The sequence below is a fragment of the Micromonospora sp. NPDC047707 genome, assembly GCF_040704235.1.
In the GTDB taxonomy this organism is placed as follows: Bacteria; Actinomycetota; Actinomycetes; order Mycobacteriales; family Micromonosporaceae; genus Micromonospora.
Map to the genome: position 1 here is coordinate 1 of NZ_JBEYSU010000009.1, position 20,968 is coordinate 20,968.

Consider the following 20,968-nt stretch of genomic DNA (forward strand, 5'->3'; position numbering starts at 1 on the left):
AACGCCCGGTAACATTCCGAACCCGGAAGCTAAGCCCTCCAGCGCCGATGGTACTGCACTCGGGAGGGTGTGGGAGAGTAGGACACCGCCGGACATCTTTCCCGTTCAGGGCCGCCCAACTGGGTGGCCCTGAACGCGTTTCCGCCCCGGAAACCCACCCCGAACTCCCCGCCATGCCACCGCCGCGCGCGGCCGCAACTTCGGGGAAGACGCTGCCTCACCCTGCAGTGAGGCGACATCTTCCCCGAAGTTGCTTCCGGCGGCATGATCACGGCGCCGCCGATGGGGACGGCGGGTGGCGGGCCGCGTGGCGCACGGCGGGACGCGGTGTGCGTACTCCTGGGGAAGGCCGCACCGGCGCGGAGCCGGCGCGGCCGCGCGGTGCCCGCCCGCGACGGTGCCCGCGGTCAGTCCCGGGTCTGCATCTCCTCGCGCATGCTGCGCAGCAGGTTGCCCGCCTCCCCGACCGACCGGTCGGGGAACATCGCCATCACGACGCTGCCGTGGTCGGCCCAACCGCACACCGCGAAGTCGCCGCCCTCCCCGCTGGTCGTCCCGCACTTGAGGACGCCACCCAGCCGGCCCGCAGGGACCTCGCGCAGGCCGGTGACCCGGCCGGTCTCGTCGGTCATCAGGTCGAAGAGGCTGTCCAGGTCGCGCTCGGGCTGCCACAGCAGGGTGGTCCCGCCGAAGATGAGGACCGAGCGGCGCTCGTTCGCCGGGTCCCGGTAGACGGTGCCGAAGCTGCGCTCCAGCTCGACGTCGGCGGCGAAACCGCTGCGCAGGTAGTCCGCGGTGCTGCGGGCCCGCTCACTGTCGTCGCGGGTCAGCCCGGCCACCCGGTCGGGGCTGGCGATGTCGGCGTCCTTCTGCTGCGCGATCCGCCAGCCGGCGGTGCCGAAGGCTCCGACGCCGGCGAGCCCGACGGCCGCCGCGAGCAGCCACGCCACCCGTCGCCGCCGCGACCGGCCCGGCCGCCGCTCGGAGGTCCCCTCCGGGGCCCCGGCGCCGAGGCGGATCGGCTCGTCGGTCAGTTCGACCGGCTCGGGCGCGTCGTCGACCGGCCGCTCGGTGAGATGTGCGTCGGACATAGCCGACACCGTACGCGAAGCACCGGTGGCGCACGTCGGGTCCGTCGAAGCTCTCCGTAGACTTTCAGGGTGACCGAGAGACTGGATGCCCGACGCCCCGACGCCCCCACCCTTGCCGGCCAGTACCAGCCCGGCGAGGTAGAGCAGCGACGGTACGAGCACTGGGTAGCCGCCGGCCACTTCCGCGCGTCGGCGGACAGCGACAGGCCGCCGTTCACGATCGTCATCCCGCCGCCGAACGTCACCGGCTCCCTGCACATGGGGCACGCCCTGGACCACACCGTGCAGGACGCGCTGGTCCGGCGGAAGCGCATGCAGGGCTACGAGGCGCTGTGGCTGCCCGGCATGGACCATGCCGGCATCGCCACCCAGAACGTGGTGGAGCGGCAGCTCGCCGCGCAGGGACTGTCCCGGCACGACCTGGGCCGGGAGGCGTTCGTCGAGCGGGTGTGGCAGTGGAAGGCCGAGTCCGGCGGCGCGATCCTCGGCCAGATGCGCCGGCTGGGCGACTCCGTCGACTGGGACCGCGAGCGCTTCACCATGGACGAGGGCCTGTCACGCGCCGTCCAGACCATGTTCAAGAAGCTGTACGACGACGGCCTGATCTACCGCGCCGAGCGGATCATCAACTGGTGCCCGCGCTGCCTGACCGCCCTGTCGGACATCGAGGTGGAGCACACCGACGACGATGGTGAGCTGGTCTCGATCCGGTACAGCGACGAGGTCGTGGTGGCGACCACCCGGGCGGAGACGATGCTCGGCGACACCGCGGTGGCGGTGCACCCGGACGACGACCGGTACAAGCACCTCATCGGCACCGAGGTCGAGCTGCCGCTGACCGGGCGCCGGATCCCGATCGTCGGCGACGAGCACGTCGACCCGTCGTTCGGCACCGGCATGGTCAAGGTGACGCCGGCGCACGACCCCAACGACTTCGAGATCGGCCAGCGGCACAACCTGCCCTCGCTCACGATCATGGACGAGCGGGGAGTCATCACCGCCCACGGCCCGTTCCAGGGCCTGGACCGGTTCGAGGCCCGGCCGGCGATCGTGGCCGCGCTGCGCGAGCAGAGCCGGATCGTGGCGGAGAAGCGGCCGTACGTGCACGCGGTCGGTCACTGCTCGCGCTGCCGTACGACGGTGGAGCCCCGGCTGTCGTTGCAGTGGTTCGTCAACACCTCACCGCTGGCGAAGGCGGCCGCCGACGCGGTCCGCGACGGCCGGGTGAAGATCGAGCCGGCCGAGCTGGCCAAGCGGTACTTCGCCTGGGTCGACAACATGCACGACTGGTGCATCTCCCGCCAACTCTGGTGGGGTCACCGCATCCCGGTCTGGTACGGGCCGGACGGCGAGATCGTGTGCGTCGGGCCGGACGAGGCGCCGCCGACCGGCGAGGGCTGGCGCCAGGACGAGGACGTCCTGGACACCTGGTTCTCCAGCGGCCTGTGGCCGTTCTCCACCCTCGGCTGGCCGGAGCAGACCCCTGAGCTGGCGAAGTTCTACCCGACCAGCGTCCTCGTCACCGGGTACGACATCCTCTTCTTCTGGGTCGCCCGGATGATGATGTTCGGCCTGTACGCGATGGACGGCCGGCAGCCCTTCGACGTCGTCGCGCTGCACGGCATGGTCCGCGACGAGCACGGCAAGAAGATGTCGAAGTCGTTCGGCAACGTCGTGGACCCGCTGGACTGGATCGACCGCTTCGGCGCCGACGCCACCCGCTTCACCCTGGCCCGGGGCGCGAACCCCGGTGGCGACGTGCCGGTCAGCGAGGAGTGGTGCCAGGGCTCCCGGAACTTCTGCAACAAGCTGTGGAACGCGACCCGGTTCGCGCTGCTGAACGGCGCGCACACCGAGGGCCCGCTGCCGGCCGCGACCGAGCTGTCGACCGTCGACCGGTGGGTCCTGTCCCGCCTCGCGCACGTCACCGCCGAGGTGGACGAGCAGTTCGAGGCGTACGAGTTCGCGAAGGTCTGCGACCTGCTCTACCACTTCGCCTGGGACGACGTCTGCGACTGGTACGTCGAGCTGAGCAAGCCGGTGCTGGCCGCCGGCGGTCCCGCCGCCGACGCCACCCGGCGCGTCCTCGGGCACGTGCTCGACCAGCTGCTGCGGCTGCTGCACCCGGTGATCCCGTTCGTCACCGAGGAGCTGTGGACGGCGCTGACCGGCGGCGAGACGGTGGTGACCGCGTCCTGGCCGGTGGCCGACCGGGCGCTGGTCGACGACGCCGCCGAGGCGGAGATCGCCACCCTCCAGCGGGTGGTCACCGAGATCCGCCGGTTCCGCTCCGACCAGGGGCTGCGGCCGACGCAGCGGGTCGTCGCGCGGCTCGACGGGCTGGCCGACGCTGGCATCGCCGGGCACGAGCTGCTGATCCGGTCGCTGGTCCGCCTCGACGACGCCGGCGACGGCTTCCAGGCGAGCGCCACCCTCACCATGCCCGGTGAGGTGAGCGTCGCGCTGGACACGCGCGGCTCGATCGACGTGGCCGCCGAACGGGCCCGGCTCACCAAGGACCGCACCGCGGCCGAGAAGGAGGCCGCGCAGGCCCGGGCGAAGCTGGACAACCCGGCGTTCGTGGGTAAGGCCCCGGAGCCGGTGGTCCAGAAGATCCGGGACCGGCTGGCGACCGCCGAGGCCGACCTGGCCCGCATCGACGCCGCTCTGGAGGCGCTGCCCTCGTGACCGATCGCAACGACTTCGCCGCCGTCGAGGCCGAACTCGCCGGCCGTGGGTTCACCCGCATGGTGTTCGAGCTGGACCGGATCGAGTCCCTGCTGGACCTGCTCGGCAGCCCGCAGCGCGCGTACCCGTCGATCCACCTGACGGGCACCAACGGAAAGACGTCCACGGCCCGCATGATCGACTCTCTGCTGCGGGCCTTCGGGCTGCACACCGGCCGCTACACCAGCCCGCACCTGGAGACCGTCCGGGAGCGGATCAGCCTGGACGGCGAGCCCGTCAGCGAGGAGCGGTTCACCGCCACGTACCGGGAGGTGGCGCCGCTGGCGCAGCTCGTGGACGAGCGGTCGACGGAGCCCCTGACCTACTTCGACATGACCACGGCGCTGGCGTTCGCCACGTTCGCCGACGCCCCGGTCGACGTCGCGGTGGTCGAGGTGGGGCTCGGCGGCGCCGAGGACTCGACGAACGTGATCCACGCCGGTGTGGCGGTGCTGACGCCGATCGGGTTGGACCACACCGAGTGGCTCGGTGACACGGTCGAGGACATCGCGCTGCACAAGGCCGGCATCATCCACAAGGGCGCGACGGTCATCTCCGCCGCGCAGGAGGAGGCGGCGGCCCGGCCGATCCTCGAACGCTGCGCCGAGGTCGGCGCGACCATCGCGCGGGAGGGCTCGGAGTTCGGGGTGCTGCGCCGGGCGGTCGCCGTCGGCGGGCAGGTACTCACCCTGCAGGGGCTGGGCGGCGTGTACGAGGAGGTGTTCGTTCCCCTGCACGGCGCCCACCAGGCGCAGAACGCGGCGGTGGCGCTCGCGGCGGTCGAGGCGTTCCTCGGCGCCGGGGCCCGCCGCCAGCTCGACGTCGAGACGGTACGGGAGGGCTTCGCCACGGCCAGCTCACCGGGTCGGCTGGAGCGGGTCCGCACCGCGCCGACCGTCCTGCTCGACGGCGCGCACAACCCGCAGGGCATGGCCGCCACGGTCACGGCCCTCCAGGAGGAGTTCGCGTTCAGCAAGCTGGTGGCGGTGCTCGGCGTCCTCGCCGACAAGGACGCGGCCAGCCTGCTGGAGCTGCTGGAACCGGTCGTCGACCAGGTGGTGGTGACGCGCAACAGCTCGCCCCGCGCGATGCCGGCGGGGGAGTTGGCGGCGCTGGCCGCCGAGGTGTTCGGCCCGGACCGGGTCGAGGTGGCCGAGGAGATGCCGGACGCGATCGAGGCGGCGGTGGCGCTGGCCGAGGAGGACGTGCCGGGCGAGCTGGCCGGCGTCGGTGTGCTGATCACCGGGTCGGTGGTGACCGTGGCCGACGCCCGCCGGCTGCTGAAGCGATGACCGGGCCGCAGCAGCCGGGCGGGCCCGCCGAGCAGCCGGGCGGGCCCGCCGAGCAGCCGGGCGGGCCGCCGGCACAGCCCGGTGGGTCCGCCGAGCAGTCGGGTGGGGCGCCGGTACGTGGGTCCGCCGAGCAGCCGGGTCGGGTGCCGCGGCGGTCCGGTCTGCGCAACCCGGAGCGGGCGGTCCGTGGGCTGGGCGCCGGGACGTTGATCCTGGAGGCCCTGGTGCTGGTGCTCGCCATCCAGCCGATCCGGGTGGTCGGCGGCGGGCTGAGCGGTGCCGCGGTCGCCGCCGTGCTGGCCCTGGCGGTGGCGGCGGTGCTGCTGGCCGGGCTGATGCGCCGCCCGTGGGCGTGGCACGCGGGCACCGTGCTGCAGGGGCTGCTCCTGCTCGCCGGGCTGCTGCACTGGTCGCTGCTGGTCCTGGGGATCATCTTCGCGTTGGTCTGGGCGTACGCCCTGCACGTGCGGCGGGTGATCCTGAGCTGACGGGCGCGGCCGGCCCAGTCCCCGGCGACGGCGGCCGGGCGGCGGATGAGCGCGGCCGTGCGGCGGCTGCGGGTGGGCGGCCCGGCGTCGGGTCGGCACCCCGGCCCGGTGGGGCGTTCGGCGCAGCCCGTCCGGCGGTCAGGCGTCGGCGCGTTCCCGCCACTGGGTCAGGGCGATGCCGTGGCCGTCCGGGTCGCGGAAGGCGGCCGCCCAGACCTCCAGCTTCGTGCCCCGGTTGACCACCCGGGGCGCGTACGTGAAGCGGACCCCCGACTCGCGCAGCCGCGCGTACGCCGCCTCGATGTCGTCCACCTCGAGGTTGACGTGCACCAGCCGACGGCTGATCGGAGCGGCTTCGGTGACCTCACGCAGCACCAGCCGGGTCGACCCGGAGGCGAGCACCGCGTTGCCCGAACCCCGGTCGACCTCGGTGAAGCCGAGGTCCCGGTAGAAGGCGAGGGACCGTGACAGGTCGGTGACCAGCAGCGTGAGCCCCACCCCGGCGATCGGCGGGTCGCCGGCCGCCTCGCCGAAGATCGCCTCGTCGAGGCCGTCCGGCGGCACCGCCTCGTCGGCGCGCGGTGCGGGCGGGTCGTCCAGCGGCAGATCCAGCGGGTCCAGCGGATCCGCCGGGGAGGGCACCCGGAAACCGCGGGCGGGAGGTGGCTCCGGCGCGTCGGCCGGCGGCGAGTACGGCTCGCCGGTGCGGGGCGCGTCGACCACCGGTTCGTACCGGTCGGCCGGCGGGTCGAACCGCGTCCCGCCGAGCGGGTCGAGCGCCTCGTCGGCGGGGGGACGGGGGGTCGGGGTGGACGCCCGCCGGGGCAGGTCGCTGGAGGGCGGCTCGACGAGCGTGCCCTCCACCACCTTCGGTCCGCCCGGAACCTGGTGCACGACCACGGTCTCCCGCTCGGCGGGTGGCGCGACGGGGTCAACCGAGGGGCTCGCGTACGGGTCGCCGTACGGGTCGCGGAAGTCGTCCTCCGGCGTCCGGTCGGCCCACGGCGGCGCCTCCTGACGGATCAGCACCTCCTCCACCGGCTCGGTGTCCGCGTACTCGGGGGGCAGGTCGGCGATGACGGCGGCCGTCTCGGCGTGCGTCGGCACCTCGTCCCAGAGGACCCGGACGTGCCGCTGGTCGTCGAGGGCGACGCGGATCGGCAGGGTCTGGCCCGGCGCGGGCCACTTCGCGACCGGCACCCGCGGGTCGATGATCTTCTTGGATCTCGGCGGCAGGCCCGGCGCGTCGATGACGAGTTGCAGCTCGCACCGGCCGAAGGCGTACTGGGTGGGCGGCTCGGAGACGCTGTGCACATGCCCCTCGCCGATGACCCAGGTGCGCCCCCCGGCACGGACCGTGGCCAGCGCGATCGCCAGCACCAGCAGCGCGACACCGAGCGCCACGATCGCCCAACTGGTCATGCCCAGACCGAACAGGACCACGAAGGTGGCCACCGTGCCCAGCACCGCGCCGACCAGCTTGCGGACCGGCGCGATGGGCCGGTTCCCGCCATTCGCCACTGTGGACCTCCCGGGGGTCAGGGCCAGGCTAGGCCGGACCGGCCACCGGGGAAAGACCGGCCGCCGTCCCGGCGCCGGGACCGGGTCGCTACGCTGACCGTACCCAGCCCGACCGTCTTCCGCGCACAGGAGGAACCCAGCGTGTCCAGCAGCAGCCCGGACGAACGCACGCTCGTACTGATCAAGCCCGACGCGGTCAGCCGCGGGCTGGTCGGCGAGATCATCTCCCGGTTCGAGCGCAAGGGGCTGCGGATCGACGCGATGGAGACCCGGACGATGGACGGCGACTTCGCCGACCAGCACTACGCCGAGCACGTCGACAAGCCGTTCTACCCGCCGCTGAAGGCGTTCATGACCGGCGGTCCGCTGGTCGCGCTGGTGCTCTCCGGCGACCAGGTCATCGAGGTCGTCCGCGGGATGCTCGGCAGCACCGACGGCCGCAAGGCCGCCGCCGGCACCATCCGGGGTGACCTGTCGCTGTCCAACCGGGAGAACCTGGTGCACGCGTCCGACTCCGTGGACAGCGCGAAGCGCGAGATCGCGCTCTGGTTCCCCGAGCTGGGCTGATCGCCCGTCCCGGGCCGGCCTGGTCGGCTTTTCCGAGCCGGCCTGATCGCTCCGTCCCGAGCTGGCGGACGGCGTACCCGCCGGCTCCCTGACCGCACCGACGACGGCGGCCGGTGCGCATCCCGCACCGGCCGCCGTCGGGTCCGCCGCTCAGACCTCCGCGGGCGGCTGCGCCCGGGTGGTGACCGCGATCCGGTTCCACACGTTGATCGTCGCGATCGCCATCACCAGGTCCGCGAGTTCCTTCTCGGACCACACCTTGGCCGCCGCGTCCCACACGTCGTCGGTGACCCCGTGCTCGCCGAGCTTGGTGACGGCGTCGGTGAGCGCCAGCGCGGTGCGCTCCCGCTCGTCGAAGAACGGCGCCTCGCGCCAGGCGGCGACGGCGAACAGCCGCCGGCTCGACTCGCCCGACGAGAGGGCGTCCCGGCTGTGCATGTCGACGCAGAACGCGCAGCCGTTCAGCATCGACGCCCGCAGCTTCACCAGCTCCAGCACGGTGTGCTCGACGTTCGCCCGGACGTACTTCTCCAGCCCCAGCACCGCCTGGTACGCCTCCGGCGCCACCTCGGCCGTGTTCATCCGCTGCATGACAACCTCCCTGCTCGGTGCGTTTCACCCGCTCGACGGGACGGCGGTCGCCGGCGTGACGGCTCGGCCCTGTGACCCCGCCCACCCCCACCCGGGCCCACCGCCCACCCACCCACCCACCCACCCACCCACCCACCCACCCACCGCCGACGATCATGAGGTTGACGGGTGGAATGGAGATCGAATCACCCGCCAACTCCATGATCACGCCGACCGGGGGTGGGGGTTACAGGGTGTCCAGGGAGGCGTGGCGGCGGGATTCGGCTTCGAAGAGTTTGAGGAGGGCGGCGGCCAGGAGCGCGTACCCGAGGCCCACCGCTGCCTCGGCCGCGAGCGGGCCCGCCGCGGCGGACAGGCCGTCGCCGGCGGACAGGCGGCGGGCCGCCTCGGCCGCGTGGGTGATCGGGAGGAGCTGGCCCGCCACCCGCATGCCGACCGGCAGGTCGGCGGCCGGCACGTTCACGCCGGTGAGCAGGAGCAGCAGGGCCACCGACACGTTGGAGACCAGCCACACGTCACGGAACCGCAGGCCCACCGCGCCCAGGGTCAGCCCGAAGAAGCCGCAGGACAGGGCCGCCACGGCGAGGGTGAGCAGCAGGGCCGGCAGCGCCGACGCGGGTATCCGAAGGCCGAGCAGGAGCGCCGCCGCGGTCAGCGTGGTCACCGCGATGAGCAGGCCGTTTCCGGCGTACGGCAGGACCCGGCCGAGGAAGACCGCGGTGCGGCTGCGCGGCGACAGCAGCACGTGCCCCAGGGTGCCGAAGCGCCGCTCGTTCGACACCGCCATCGTGCCGCCGAACACACCCGCCAGCGAGGCGGCGAGCACCGCGTTCCCGACGATGTAGAAGCGGTCGTCGGCGACCCCGAGCTGCCGGCCCAGGTACGCGAAGAAGAGCAGCTGGAACAGCGGCCCGACGAGTAGGGTGCCGACGAACATCGACGGGGTGGTCCAGTTGAACAGCGCCCGGTAGGCGATCACGCCACCGGTGCCCACCAGGCGGAACAGGTCGCTCATCGTCCCCTCCTCAGGCGAGCGCCAGCGTGGCGGCGGCCCGTGCCCGCCGCTCGACGTACGTCATCATCAGCGCGCCGACCGCCAGGCAACCGAGGCTGATCGCCAGGCAGACGCCGAGCGACGGCCAGACCGGACCGCTGCCGGTGGCGGCCTCGCGGACCGCCCGGGCGCCCCACGTGGTGGGCAGCACCGCGGCGACCGGGCCGGTCCACCCGGGCAGCACCGTGATCGGCACGAGCATCCCGGAGACCAGCCAGATCGGGTACTCCAGCGTGTTGGTCAGCGCGTTGGCGTTGCGCAGCAGCACGAACGTCGACGCGAGCAGCAGGCCGAACATGCCCAGCCCGACGATGCAGCCGGGCACCGCGACGGCGAACGCGACCGGGTCGGCGAAATCCAGCGGGATGCCGTAGAGCAGCCGCCCCCACAGCAGGGTGGCGACCATCGCGTACGTGCCGGTGAGCGCCGTGGCCAGGGTGATCGGCAGGATCACCAGCGCGGGCGGCCGCGGCGCCAACATGATCATTTCCAGGGTGCCCTGCCAGCGCTGGTTCTGGATCGCGCCGCCGGAGCCGAACAGCACCGACGACCAGACGCCCATCAGACCCGCGCCGACGGCCGCCTCCAGCAGCCGGCCCGGCTCGCCGCCGGCCCGGAACAGGTAGACCGCCAGGGTCGCCTGGACGACCGGGATTATCAGCGCGGTGGCGACCTCGAACGGCGACCGGCTGAGCTGCTTGGCGTGCAGCAGCGCGCCGACCGCGATCATCCGCAGGGTCCTCACGCCGGCACCGCCTCGGCCGCGCGGTGCCCGTCCGCCCGGTTGACGATCGAGACGTACGCGTCCTCCAGCGTCGGCTGCCGCGCGGTGACCCGGCCCAGCCGGACGCCGGACAGCGCCCGTAGCACGTCGGCCTGCACGTCCACCCCCGCGTCGGACTGCACGGCGAGCACCTGGGCGGCCCCGACCACCTCCAGGCTCGCCTCCCGTACCCCGGGCAGCGCGTGGATCGTGGCCAGCCGGTCGTCGGTCACCCCGTACGCCTCGACCTCCAGCACCTGCCGGCCGTCGGCGTGGTGCCGCAGCTCCGCCGGGGTGCCGAGCGCCTGGATACGGCCGCCGGCGATCACCGCGATCCGACCGCACAGCTCGTCCGCCTCGGCCATGTAGTGCGTGGTCAGCAGGACCGTGGTGCCGGTGGCGGCCAGGTCGGCGACGGTCTGCCGCAGCTCCCGGGCGGCCACCGGGTCCACGCCGACCGAGGGCTCGTCGAGGAAGAGCACCCGCGGGCGGTGCAGCAACCCCCGGGCGATGTGCAGCCGCTGCCGCATGCCCCGGGAGTAGCCCTCGACCCGCTCGTTCTCCCGGCCGGTCAGCCGGACCAGGTCCAGCAGCTCGGCGATGCGCCGCTTCTGCTCCCGGCCCGGCACGCCGTACAGCTCCGCGAAGTAGCGCAGGTTGTCCCGCGCGGAGAGCCGGTCGTACAGGCCGCGGTCGCCACCGAAGACGTACCCGATCCGCCGGCGTACCTCCCGGGTCTGCCGGACCACGTCGTAGCCGCAGATCCGGGCGGTGCCGGCGGTCGGGATGAGCAGCGTGTTCAGCAGCTTGATGGTCGTCGTCTTCCCGGCGCCGTTCGGGCCGAGCAGGCCGAACAGCTCCCCGTTGCCGACCGTCAGGTCGACGCCGCGGACCGCCTCCACCTCCCGGCGCTGGGGTCGTAGCCATCCGGTACGGCTGCGGTAGGTGCGCCGCAGCCCGGCCGCCTCGATCGCGTACCCGCTCACCCCGGCCCCCCGTTCCGCCCGCTCACGCCGGCACCTCGCTCCGCTCGCTCATGGCGGTGAATCTAGGGACGGCGGGCGTGGCGGGGAAACGAATTCGGCGTTCGCCGAATCGTCACGCGGAGGCGGTCGCCGGGTCGGCGCCGATCAGCGTGACGAGCGCCCGCCCGGCCGGTTCCAGGCCGTACAGGACGCGCCGGCCCACCCGGCGGCGGTGCACCACGCCGGCGGCGAGCAGCGCGGCGAGGTGCTCGGAGACGGTGCTCGGGGCGAGCCCGAGGGTGGCGGCGAGCCCGGCGGTGGTGGCCGGCCGGGTCAGCGCCCGCAGCACGGCGGCCCGGCCCCGGCCGACCAGCACGGCCAGCCGGTCGGTGTCGGCGACGCCGGCCACCGCCGGGGCGGGACCGCCCTCGGCGAGCAGGGCCGCCCCGCGCGCCTGGTAGGAGACGGCGACGATCTGCGGGTGGTCGGTGGAGCAGGACAGCGCGCCCCGGGAGAAGACGAGCGGGATCAGCAGCAGCCGCTGGTTCGTCGCCCGGAAGCTGTGCTCGAGGGGCTTGACCAGGGTGAGCACCGGCCGTTCCCAGCGCACCCGCTCGTGCAGGTCGGCCAGGAGTGCGTCCGGGCCGTCCGCGGCGAGGGCCCGCGCCCGGTTCAGCACCTCCTCGTCCAGGGCCGCCCGCATCGCCGGCCACCACGGCGCGATCGCCGCGTCCCAGTACGCCTGGATGCCGTCGGCCAGCCGGTCCAGGGCGGCCTGTCGGTCGGTAACGAACGGGCGGAGCCAACCCGGCGTCTCGTCGTCGCCGTGGTGCAGGCGGATCTGCTCGGCGATCAGCTCGGGCGGCGTGGCGCGGAGGACAGCCAGTTCTCGGCCAGGGTCGGCGCCGGCGACGGCGGGATCGGGGTCAGAAAGTCCGGTGCCATGCCGCCCGGGGTGACCAGCAGCCGGGCCGGCGCTGCGGCCGGGACCTCGGCGAGCACCCGCCGGGCGTGCCGGGCCCAGCTCGTGTACGGCCACGGCGGTTCGCCCGGATTCCGGTGCAGCAGGTAGAGGCTCGTCAGCACCTCCCAGAGCGGACTGGTGGCGATCCGGGTGCGGGCGAGGGTGGGCTCGTCGAGCTCGATCCGGATCACGCGTCGAGCGTAGGGCCTGTGTCGACCGGGGACGTCGGCACCTGCCCTGGCGGGCCCTTACTCGCGGGCGATCTCGCGAGGAGGTCGGGTAGTCTTGACGGCCGAAAGGCGATGACCCGGCCATCACCGGTGAGCCTCCGGAAGAAAGGGCGTCCGCGCCCGAGTAGAACCGGACGGGTCCGGCCCGTCACAGCCGGCCAACGAGCGGGCGGTCGATCCTGGCCGCCAAGCGGGGTGGTACCGCGGGTCATGCCCGGACACGCCGGACGGCGTACCGGAAACAGGCTCGTCCTCGCAGACCACACGTCGAGTGAGCTGCTGAGGAGAGCGACCCCCGATGGCCTATCCGTTGCACGACCCGACCGCGGCCGGCGTCCCCGCGAGCCCGGACCTGCCCGCCGTCGAGAGCCGGGTCCTGGAGCACTGGACGGCCGACAAGACCTTCGAGGCCTCCGTCGAGGCGCGCGAGGCCGGCCGGAACGGCGAGAACGAGTACGTCTTCTACGACGGCCCGCCGTTCGCGAACGGCCTGCCGCACTACGGCCACCTCTTCACCGGCTACGTCAAGGACGTGGTCCCGCGCTACCAGACGATGCGCGGCCGGCGGGTGGAGCGGCGCTTCGGCTGGGACTGCCACGGCCTGCCGGCCGAGGTGGTCGCCGAGAAGCAGCTCGGCATCACCTCCAAGGCGGAGATCCTCGACCTGGGCGTGGCCCGGTTCAACGAGGCCTGCCGCACGTCGGTGCTCGAGTTCACCCAGGACTGGGAGCGGTACGTCACGCGCCAGGCCCGCTGGGTCGACTTCGCCAACGACTACAAGACGCTCGACCTGGACTACATGGAGAGCGTCATGTGGGCCTTCAAGACCCTGCACGACAAGGGTCTGGTGTACGAGGGCTTCCGGGTGCTCGCGTACTGCTGGCGCTGCGAGACGCCGCTGTCGAACACCGAGACCCGGATGGACGACGTCTACCGGGACCGGCACGACCCGACGCTGTCGGTGTGGTTCGCGCTGACCCCGGACGAGAGCGCGCCGGAGCCGGTGCGCGGGCCGGTGAAGCTCGGCGTCTGGACCACCACGCCGTGGACCCTGCCGTCCAACCTGGCGCTCGCCGTCGGCCCGGACATCGAGTACGCGGTGCTGCAGCGGGACGGCGAGCGGTACGTCGTCGGCGCGGCCCGGCTCGGTGCGTACGCGAAGGAGCTGGAGGGGTATGAGCAGGTCGGCACGGTGTACGGCCGGGACCTGGTCGGCCGCCGGTACACGCCGCTGTTCGACTTCCTCGTCGAGCAGGCGGGGGAGAACGCCTACCAGGTGCTCGGCGCGGAGTTCGTCACCACCGAGGACGGCACCGGGATCGTGCACCTGGCCCCGGCGTTCGGCGAGGACGACCAGAACGTCTGCAACGCCGCCGGCATCCCCACCATCGTCACCGTGGACGACCACACACGGTTCACCGCGCTGGTCCCGCCGTACCAGGGCGAGCAGGTCTTCGACGTCAACAAGCCGGTGATCCGGGAGCTGAAGGAGCGGGGGGTGGTGCTCAAGCAGGACACCTACACCCACGCGTACCCGCACTGCTGGCGCTGCGACACCCCGCTGGTCTACAAGGCGGTGTCGTCCTGGTTCGTGGCGGTGACCACGTTCAAGGACCGGATGGTCGAGCTGAACCAGCAGATCAACTGGACGCCCGGCCACATCAAGGACGGCTCGTTCGGCAAGTGGCTGGCCAACGCCCGCGACTGGTCGATCAGCCGGAACCGGTTCTGGGGTTCGCCGATCCCGGTGTGGAAGTCCGACGACCCGACCTACCCCCGGGTCGACGTGTACGGCTCGCTCGCCGAGATCGAGCGGGACTTCGGCGTACGCCTGACCGACCTGCACCGGCCGGCGGTGGACGAGCTGGTCCGCCCCAACCCGGACGACCCGACGGGCAGGTCGACGATGCGCCGGGTGCCGGAGGTGCTGGACTGCTGGTTCGAGTCCGGCTCGATGCCGTTCGCCCAGGTGCACTACCCGTTCGAGAACGCCGAGTGGTTCGAACACCACTACCCGGGCGACTTCATCGTCGAGTACATCGGGCAGACCCGCGGCTGGTTCTACACCATGCACGTGCTGGCCACCGCCCTGTTCGACCGGCCGGCGTTCCGCAACTGCCTGAGCCACGGCATCCTGCTCGGCTCGGACGGGCGCAAGATGTCCAAGAGCCTGCGCAACTACCCGGACGTCTACCACGTGTTCGACTCGTACGGGTCGGACGCGATGCGCTGGATGCTGATGTCCTCGCCGGTGCTGCGCGGCGGCGACATGGCGGTGACCGAGACGCTCATCCGGGACGCCGTGCGGCAGGTGCTGCTGCCGCTCTGGAACGTCTGGTACTTCTTCTCGCTCTACGCCAACGCGGACGGCCACACCGCTCGCCGCCGGACGGACTCGACGCATTTGCTCGACCGGTACGTGCTGGCGAAGACCAACGAGCTGGTGTCGACGGTGCAGGCGCAGATGGAGGCGTACGACATCTCCGGCGCCTGCGCCACCGTCCGGTCCTACCTGGACGCGCTGACCAACTGGTACGTGCGCCGCTCCCGGGACCGGTTCTGGTCCGGCGACGCCGACGCGTTCGACACCCTGTGGACGGTCCTGGAGACGCTCTGCCGGGTGGTCGCTCCGCTGGCGCCGCTGACCGCCGAGGAGATCTGGCGTGGCCTGACCGGCGAGCGCTCGGTGCACCTGACCGACTGGCCGTCGGCGGACGGGTTCCCCGCCGACCACGAGCTGGTGTCCGCGATGGACAACGTGCGGGCGGTCGCCTCGGCGGCGCTGTCGCTACGCAAGGCCAAGGGCCTGCGGGTGCGGCTGCCGCTGTCGACGCTGACCGTGGCCTCGCCGGCCGCCGACCAGCTGCGCCCCTTCGCGGACCTGGTGGCCGACGAGGTCAACGTCAAGGAGGTCGTGTTCACCGGCGAGGTGCAGGCCTACTGCCAGCAGGTGCTGACCGTGGTGCCCCGGGCGCTGGGCCCGCGGGTCGGCAAGGCGGTCCAGCAGGTGATCAAGGCGGTCAAGGCCGGGGAGTGGGACCTGGTCGACGGCGCTCCGGTCGCCGCCGGGGTGACCCTCGCCGAGGGCGAGTACGAGCTGCGCCTCGTCGCCGCCGACGCCGAGCACTCCGCCCCGCTGCCCGGCGGCGAGGGGGTGGTCGTGCTGGACACGGAGGTCACGCCCGAGCTCGCCGCCGAGGGCCTGGCCCGGGACGTGGTCCGGGTGGTGCAGCAGGCCCGCCGCGACGCCGACCTCGACGTGTCGGACCGCATCGTGGTCGCGCTCGCCGCCTCCGAGGAGGTGCGGACGGCGGTGTCCGCGTACCTCGACTTCGTGCGGCGGGAGGTGCTGGCCGAGTCGGTCGACTTCGCCGAGGGCATCGACGGCTTCACCGGCGAGGTCGGCGACGGCGAGCAGGTGACGGTGACCGTCCGCCGGGTATGAGAGGCCCCGCCACCTGTGTCGTCGCGGTGGGGGCGCGTCCGCTACCGTGACAGCGCCCCTACCGCACCCCCCGACCTGCCGGAGGACCAGTGCCGCTGCTCTACACCATCGGCAAGCTCACCGTGGCGCCCGCGCTGCGGCTGGCCTTCCGGCCGACCGTGGAGGGGTTGGAGCACGTCCCGGAGACCAGTGGCGCGATCTTCGCCGGCAACCATCTCTCGGTCGCCGACGAGCTGTTCCTCGGCGCCGTCGTCCCCCGGCACCTCGCGTTCTGGGCGAAGTCGGAGTATTTCAAGGGCACGGGTGTGAAGGGCCGGTTCTCGAAGTTCGTGCTCACCGGCCTGGGTGCGATCCCGGTCGAGCGGGCCGGCGGGCGGGCGGCCCTGTCCGCGTTCGACGCGGCCATCCCCGCGCTCAGAGCCGGTGAGCTGGTCGTCGTCTACCCGGAGGGCACCCGGTCACCGGACGGGCGGCTCTACCGGGGGCGCACCGGCGCGGTCCGGCTGGCGGTGTCCGCCGGGGTGCCGATCATCCCGGTCGGCATGATCGGCACCGAGAAGGTCCAGCCGATCGGCGCCCGGGTGCCGCGGCCGTTCACCGGCAGGATCACCGTCAAGTTCGGCAAGCCGCTGGACTTCACCGGTCGCTCGGACGACCGAACCTCGCTGCGGGCGATGACCGACGAGGTGATGAGCGAGATCCAGAAGCTGACCGGCCAGGAGTACGTCCCCCGCTACGCCCCGCCGCGCGCGCACCCGCCCATCGCCGGCGAGCCCGGCGCGGTCTGACCGGGGCCGCCCCCGTCACGTGCCCGGTCACCCCGGCGACAACGCGTACGGAAGAAGCGCTCAGCTCTGTTGCTGGGTGACGATCTGCTCCCGCAGGGTGGCGAGGAGGGCGGCGCTGTCGTCGACCGAGAGGCGGGTGAACACGGCGGTCGCGATGCTGCCGTGGTCGACCGAGGTGCACACCACCACGTCCGTGCCGTCGGCGCGGCCGACCGCGCAGCGTTCGTGCCGACCCCGGATGCCGGTGTCGATCACCCGCGGCTCGCCGAGCGAGTACTGCTCGGTGAGGCGGGCGATCTCGGCGTCCGCCTCCGACTCCGGACTGAACCAGAAGCCGGTGCCGCCGAAGACGGTCACCCGTTTGCCGCTCCCGGTGGCGTAGACGCCGGCGAACGTGTCGCTGGCCAGCCAGTGCGCGCTGCGGACCTCCGCCTCCAGTTTCTTCGCGGCCGCCGTGCTGCGGTCGTCCTGCCGCAGCCGCAGGTCCGCGACCTCGGCCGGCAACGCGGCGCTGGCCGGGACCTGGTTCATCATCGGCATCGCCCAGTAGGCCGGGCAGCCGCAGCAGCAGGCGAGGGTGAACAGCAGCACCCAGGGCCACTTCCGGCGCTTGCGGACCGGCACCGGGACGTACCCCTTGGGGGCCTGCCAGCCGGGCGGCGGCGGGACCGGCGGGGGAGCGTTCCGCCGCCGGCGCTTCGACGGCGCCGGCAGCGGCGGTGCGGGCGGCGGCGGGACCGGGACCGGGTACGCGGCCGGCGGGTACGCGGCCGGGGCCGGCGACGCGGGGTAGGCGACCGGGGCCGGCGACGCGGGGTAGGCGACCGGGGCCGGCGACGCGGGGTACGCGGCCGGGGCCGGCGACGCCGGGTAGGCGGCCGGCGGCGACAGGGGGTGGCCGGGCGCCGGTGACGCGGGGGCCGGTGGCCCGGAGTACGGGCGCGTCGGCGCCGGGGAGGGGTAGGGGGTTGTGGGCGGCAGCGGCGGAAGCTCCGGCATCTCGCCCGACGGCAGGTCCCAGCCGCCGGTGTCCGCGCCCGCCCAGGGGTCGACCGGGGCCCGGTCCTCGGGGGCCTCGACCGGGCGCGGCGGCACCGGGGTCGGCTCGGCCGACTCGCCCCAGGCACGCTTGCGCGGCGGCGGGGGTGGCACCGCCGCCGACCCGCTCCACCGGGGCGCGGGCGGCTCGGGAGCCTCCTCCGCCGGCAGCTTGCGGGTGCCCGACGGGCCGTGGGCCTCCTCGGCCGGCAGCTTGCGGGTGCCGGCCGGGCCGTGGGCCTCCTCGGCCGGCAGCTTGCGGGTGCCGGCCGGGCCGGCGGACGCGGCATCGGGCGGCGGCTCACCGGCCGGGAACTGGCGGGTGCCCCGCGGCCCGGAGGGCTGACCGCCGCCCGCCGCAGCGGTGGCGGGCGGGACGCCCCCGACGGAGGCCGGCGCGGGCGTGGTGGGCTGGTCGTCCGCGGCCGGTGCGTCGGCCGTCGGGGGCGTGCCCTGGGCCGGCGCGGGCGGGCTGGCCGGGCCGGACGGCTCCGCCCGGGATCCGGTCGCCTCGGGCGGCGCGGACGGCGTGACGGGGGTCGGCTCGTCGGTGACCGCCGGTTCCCGGTCCCGGTGCGGGGTCGTCCCGTCGACCGGCCGGTCTGTTCCCGGCTGCGGCTCCGGCATCGCGGAAATCTCCTCTCGCCGATCCGAGGTTAGCCCCGGGCCGCCACCGCCCGGGAACCCGGTCCACCGGTCACCCGGGCGCCGGCGCGGGCGCGTCGAGTTGCGCAGCCGGGCTGAGCAGGGTGTTAAGAAGGGGCCCTGCTACTACCGCAGGCGTTAGGAAGGGGCCCTTCCTTCCAGGCGGCGGTGGCTCCAGTTGACCAGGGGCTGGAGGAGGGTCATCAGCTCGTGACCCTCAGGGGTGGGCTCGTAGCGGATCTGGACCGGCGTGCTGGGGATGACCGACCGCGCGATCAGCCCGTCGGCCTCCAACTCCTTGAGGCGTTGGGCGAGCAGGCGGTCGGAGATCCCGCCCACCGCCGCCCGGTACTCGCCGAAGCGGCGGGCACCGCGGACGGCGGCGAGCAGGATCGCGCCGGTCCACCGCCGGCCGACCAGCTCCAGCGCGTCCTGGAAGCTGCGGCAGGCGGTCTCGGGAATGTTCTCGAACGACTGCATCATCACTTACCAAAGATTAGTCGCTAACCTCGGGTTTGGCGACCGGCCCGGGCCGATCCACCGTTGAGCCATGACCGATTACGGACACCCGCTGACCTTCGGCGTCAGCCTCGACCCGTCCGTCGACCGCCTGGGCGAGACCCGACAACTCGCCCGGACGGCGACCGAGGGCGGATTCGACCTGCTCGCCGTCCAGGACCACCCCTACCAGCCCGGACACCTCGACACCTGGACCATGATCACTCATCTGGCCGCCCGGACGGACCGGATCTCCTTCCTCACCGACGTCGCCGACCTGCAACTGCGCCCGCCGACCATGCTCGCCAAGTCCGCCGCCTCGCTGAGCGTGCTCACCGGCGGCCGGATCGTGCTCGGCGTCGGTGGCGGGGCGAGCGCCGACGCCATCGCCGCCATGGGCGGCTTGCGGCGTACCGGGGGGCAGACCATCGCGTACACCGAGGAGGCGCTGACCGTCATGCGCCGGGCGCTGGCCGGCGAGCCGGTCCGCCACCTCAGCGACCAGCACGCGATCGAGGGGTACGCGGCCGGCCCGGTGGCGCCGGTCCCGCTCTGGCTGGGCGGCCAGCGGCCCCGCATGCTGGCCGTCGCCGGCCGGCGGGCCGACGGCTGGATCTCCCCGCTGAACATCTACGTGCCGCCGGCCGAGGTGCCGTCCCGGCAGAAGATCATCGACGAGGCGGCGAGGGACGCCGGCCGGGAGCCGGCGCAGGTGCGGCGGATCTACAACGTCATCGGCGCGATCGGGCCCCACCGCGGCGGCACCGGACTGGTCGGCGACGTGGCGCTCTGGGTCGACACGCTCACCGGATGGGCGCACGACCTCGGCTTCGACACCTTCGTCTTCTGGCCGCTGGCCTCCGCGCCGGCGCAGGCCGAGCTCTTCGCGAACGAGGTCGCCCCGGCCGTCCGGGACCGGGTGCGACAGCTGAGGGGGCAGTGATGCGACAGCGTCTGACGCCGGTCCCGGCGGATCTGACCGGCACGGTCGTCACACCCGGCGACCGGCGGTACGCCGGACTCCGGTCGACCTACACCACCCGGGGCACGCCGGAGGCCGTGCTGCTGCCGCGGACCACCGCCGAGGTGGCCGCCGCGCTGGGCTACGCCCGGGAGCAGGGCCGGCCGGTCGCCGTCCGCAGCGGCGGACACGGCCTCTCCGGCTCCTCCACGAACGACGGCGGGCTGGTGATCGACCTGTCCGCGCTGAACCGGGTCGAGGTGCTCGACCGGGCCACCCGCCTGGTCCGGGTGGAGGCCGGCGCCCGGTGGGCGCAGGTCGCGGCGGCACTGGCACCGTACGGCCTGGCCATCAGCTCGGGCGACCACGGCAACGTCGGCGTCGGCGGTCTCGCCACCGGCGGTGGCGTGGGCTGGCTGGTCCGGTCGTACGGGCTCACCGTCGACCACGTCCGCGCGGTGAAGGTGGTGCTGGCCGACGGGACGGTCGTCCGCGCGGACGCGGACCGGGAACCGGAGCTGTTCTGGGCCGTCCGGGGCGCCGGCGCGGGCGTCGGCATCGTGGTCGCCTTCGAGATCGAGGCGACGGAGGTGCGCAACGTCGGCGTCGCGCAGATCGCCGTGGCGGCCCGGCCGGACGGCAGCACCCTGCGCCGGTGGGCCGAGGTCCTGCGGGAGTCACCGCGTGAGCTGTCCACGGCGGCGATGCTGCTGCCGTACGGGTCGTCGACCGTCCTGTCGATCACGGCGGTGGTCGCCGCGGAGAGCCTCCGCCGGGTCCGACCTCTGGTCGCGCCGTTGCGCGAGATCGGCGACCTCCTGGACGACCGGGTCGACCTGGTGCCGTACCCGGCCCTGGTGCCGACGGCGCACCTGCACCCCAACGTCGGGCAGCAGCCGAACCTCACCACCAACGGCCTGCTCGCCGGGATGGACGGCGGCGACGCCGCGGCGATCATGCGGGCCGCGCGCGGCCGGCACCGGGCGCTGGTGCAGCTGCGGTCGGTGGGCGGCGCGGTCAACGACGTGCCGCCGGAGGAGACCGCGTACCCGCACCGGCACCAGGAGACCCTGGTCGTCGCCTCGGTGTTCCCGCCGCACGGTCCGGGGGCGCTCGACGCGGCATGGCGGGGGCTCGCCGACCGGGTGGACGGGGCGTACGTCAACTTCGAGAGCCGGGCCGACGCCCGCACCTTCGGGCGCGCCTACCCCGGCCCGACCGGGGAGCGGGTGGCGGCGGCGTGGCGGCGGTACGACCCGGACGGCCTCTTCCGGGCCCCCGGCCGCCTGCCCGACCTCACCGCGTCCCGGGGGTGACCCGGCCGGCGGCGCCCGCGGTGC

18 protein-coding genes and 1 rRNA gene are annotated in these 20,968 nt (G+C 73.8%); 9 read left to right on the forward strand and 10 right to left on the reverse strand.

Going from position 1 to position 20,968, the window contains the following annotated elements; translation table 11 throughout:
- Positions 1 to 94: ribosomal RNA gene (gene rrf, locus AB0873_RS12440) — 5S ribosomal RNA — on the forward strand; the annotation flags it as partial.
- 313 nt (positions 95 to 407) lie between these two features.
- Here rrf and AB0873_RS12445 read toward each other — a convergent pair.
- Entirely contained in the window at positions 408 to 1,091 is a 684-nt protein-coding gene (locus tag AB0873_RS12445; protein ID WP_366599760.1) for a hypothetical protein, read from the reverse strand.
- Between the two features lie 69 nt (positions 1,092 to 1,160).
- Here AB0873_RS12445 and AB0873_RS12450 point away from each other — a divergent pair, with 69 nt between their 5' ends.
- Genes AB0873_RS12450 through AB0873_RS12460 form a run of 3 tightly spaced genes read left to right on the forward strand, consistent with a single transcriptional unit; the run spans position 1,161 to position 5,598 of the window.
- Complete coding sequence (locus AB0873_RS12450; protein ID WP_366599761.1) at positions 1,161 to 3,779, forward strand: valine--tRNA ligase; 2,619 nt, start codon at positions 1,161 to 1,163, stop codon at positions 3,777 to 3,779.
- Positions 3,776 to 5,110 carry a folylpolyglutamate synthase/dihydrofolate synthase family protein gene (locus AB0873_RS12455; protein ID WP_366599763.1) on the forward strand — a complete coding sequence of 445 codons (1,335 nt, stop codon included), beginning with the start codon at positions 3,776 to 3,778 and terminating at the stop codon, positions 5,108 to 5,110. The genes AB0873_RS12450 and AB0873_RS12455 overlap by 4 nt, the downstream gene beginning before the upstream one ends.
- The gene (locus AB0873_RS12460; protein WP_366599764.1) at positions 5,107 to 5,598 is read left to right on the forward strand and encodes a DUF4233 domain-containing protein; all 492 of its coding nucleotides are present in this window, start codon (positions 5,107 to 5,109) and stop codon (positions 5,596 to 5,598) included. Before AB0873_RS12455 ends, AB0873_RS12460 begins: the two co-directional genes overlap by 4 nt.
- A gap of 138 nt (positions 5,599 to 5,736) precedes the next feature.
- On the opposite strand, the gene AB0873_RS12465 is transcribed toward AB0873_RS12460, so the two are convergent.
- Positions 5,737 to 7,119 (reverse strand): VOC family protein, encoded by a 1,383-nt coding sequence (locus AB0873_RS12465; RefSeq protein ID WP_366599765.1) that lies wholly within the window; start codon positions 7,117 to 7,119, stop codon positions 5,737 to 5,739.
- A 141-nt stretch (positions 7,120 to 7,260) separates the two neighbouring features.
- Here AB0873_RS12465 and ndk point away from each other — a divergent pair, with 141 nt between their 5' ends.
- A complete protein-coding gene (gene ndk / locus AB0873_RS12470; RefSeq protein WP_366599766.1) occupies positions 7,261 to 7,686 on the forward strand; it encodes a nucleoside-diphosphate kinase in 426 nt (141 codons plus the stop codon).
- Between the two features lie 150 nt (positions 7,687 to 7,836).
- On the opposite strand, the gene AB0873_RS12475 is transcribed toward ndk, so the two are convergent.
- The 6 genes from AB0873_RS12475 to AB0873_RS12500 all read right to left on the reverse strand — a co-directional run bounded on the left by AB0873_RS12475 (position 7,837) and on the right by AB0873_RS12500 (position 12,214).
- Positions 7,837 to 8,277, reverse strand: a complete 441-nt coding sequence (locus tag AB0873_RS12475) for a carboxymuconolactone decarboxylase family protein (protein ID WP_366599767.1) — start codon at positions 8,275 to 8,277, stop codon at positions 7,837 to 7,839.
- Positions 8,278 to 8,503: 226 nt separating this feature from the next.
- Positions 8,504 to 9,292 carry an ABC transporter permease gene (locus AB0873_RS12480; protein ID WP_366599768.1) on the reverse strand — a complete coding sequence of 263 codons (789 nt, stop codon included), beginning with the start codon at positions 9,290 to 9,292 and terminating at the stop codon, positions 8,504 to 8,506.
- A gap of 10 nt (positions 9,293 to 9,302) precedes the next feature.
- Positions 9,303 to 10,076 (reverse strand): ABC transporter permease, encoded by a 774-nt coding sequence (locus tag AB0873_RS12485; RefSeq protein ID WP_366599769.1) that lies wholly within the window; start codon positions 10,074 to 10,076, stop codon positions 9,303 to 9,305.
- Positions 10,073 to 11,080 (reverse strand): ABC transporter ATP-binding protein, encoded by a 1,008-nt coding sequence (locus AB0873_RS12490; RefSeq protein WP_366599770.1) that lies wholly within the window; start codon positions 11,078 to 11,080, stop codon positions 10,073 to 10,075. Before AB0873_RS12490 ends, AB0873_RS12485 begins: the two co-directional genes overlap by 4 nt.
- Before the next feature lie 112 nt (positions 11,081 to 11,192).
- Positions 11,193 to 11,762, reverse strand: coding sequence for a helix-turn-helix domain-containing protein (locus tag AB0873_RS12495; RefSeq protein ID WP_366599771.1), 570 nt, complete (start codon positions 11,760 to 11,762; stop codon positions 11,193 to 11,195).
- A gap of 149 nt (positions 11,763 to 11,911) precedes the next feature.
- Entirely contained in the window at positions 11,912 to 12,214 is a 303-nt protein-coding gene (locus AB0873_RS12500) for a hypothetical protein (RefSeq protein WP_366599773.1), read from the reverse strand.
- Positions 12,215 to 12,551: 337 nt separating this feature from the next.
- Here AB0873_RS12500 and ileS point away from each other — a divergent pair, with 337 nt between their 5' ends.
- Together ileS and AB0873_RS12510 are read left to right on the forward strand one after the other, a co-directional pair.
- Positions 12,552 to 15,698, forward strand: a complete 3,147-nt coding sequence (gene ileS / locus AB0873_RS12505) for an isoleucine--tRNA ligase (RefSeq protein ID WP_366599774.1) — start codon at positions 12,552 to 12,554, stop codon at positions 15,696 to 15,698.
- A gap of 89 nt (positions 15,699 to 15,787) precedes the next feature.
- Positions 15,788 to 16,486: a lysophospholipid acyltransferase family protein gene (locus AB0873_RS12510; RefSeq protein WP_366599775.1), complete on the forward strand. Its 699-nt coding sequence runs from the start codon at positions 15,788 to 15,790 to the stop codon at positions 16,484 to 16,486.
- Between the two features lie 60 nt (positions 16,487 to 16,546).
- Here the strand turns inward: AB0873_RS12510 and AB0873_RS12515 are convergent, their stop codons facing one another.
- Positions 16,547 to 17,737 (reverse strand): hypothetical protein, encoded by a 1,191-nt coding sequence (locus AB0873_RS12515; RefSeq protein WP_366599994.1) that lies wholly within the window; start codon positions 17,735 to 17,737, stop codon positions 16,547 to 16,549.
- A 570-nt stretch (positions 17,738 to 18,307) separates the two neighbouring features.
- Positions 18,308 to 18,652 carry a helix-turn-helix domain-containing protein gene (locus tag AB0873_RS12520; protein WP_366599776.1) on the reverse strand — a complete coding sequence of 115 codons (345 nt, stop codon included), beginning with the start codon at positions 18,650 to 18,652 and terminating at the stop codon, positions 18,308 to 18,310.
- Positions 18,653 to 18,719: 67 nt separating this feature from the next.
- On the opposite strand from AB0873_RS12520, the gene AB0873_RS12525 reads away from it, so the two are divergent.
- Together AB0873_RS12525 and AB0873_RS12530 are read left to right on the forward strand one after the other, a co-directional pair.
- On the forward strand, positions 18,720 to 19,610 hold the full coding sequence (locus AB0873_RS12525) for an LLM class flavin-dependent oxidoreductase (RefSeq protein ID WP_366599777.1): 891 nt from the start codon (positions 18,720 to 18,722) through the stop codon (positions 19,608 to 19,610).
- Positions 19,610 to 20,944: an FAD-binding oxidoreductase gene (locus tag AB0873_RS12530; protein ID WP_366599778.1), complete on the forward strand. Its 1,335-nt coding sequence runs from the start codon at positions 19,610 to 19,612 to the stop codon at positions 20,942 to 20,944. Before AB0873_RS12525 ends, AB0873_RS12530 begins: the two co-directional genes overlap by 1 nt.
- Positions 20,945 to 20,968: the final 24 nt, after the last annotated feature.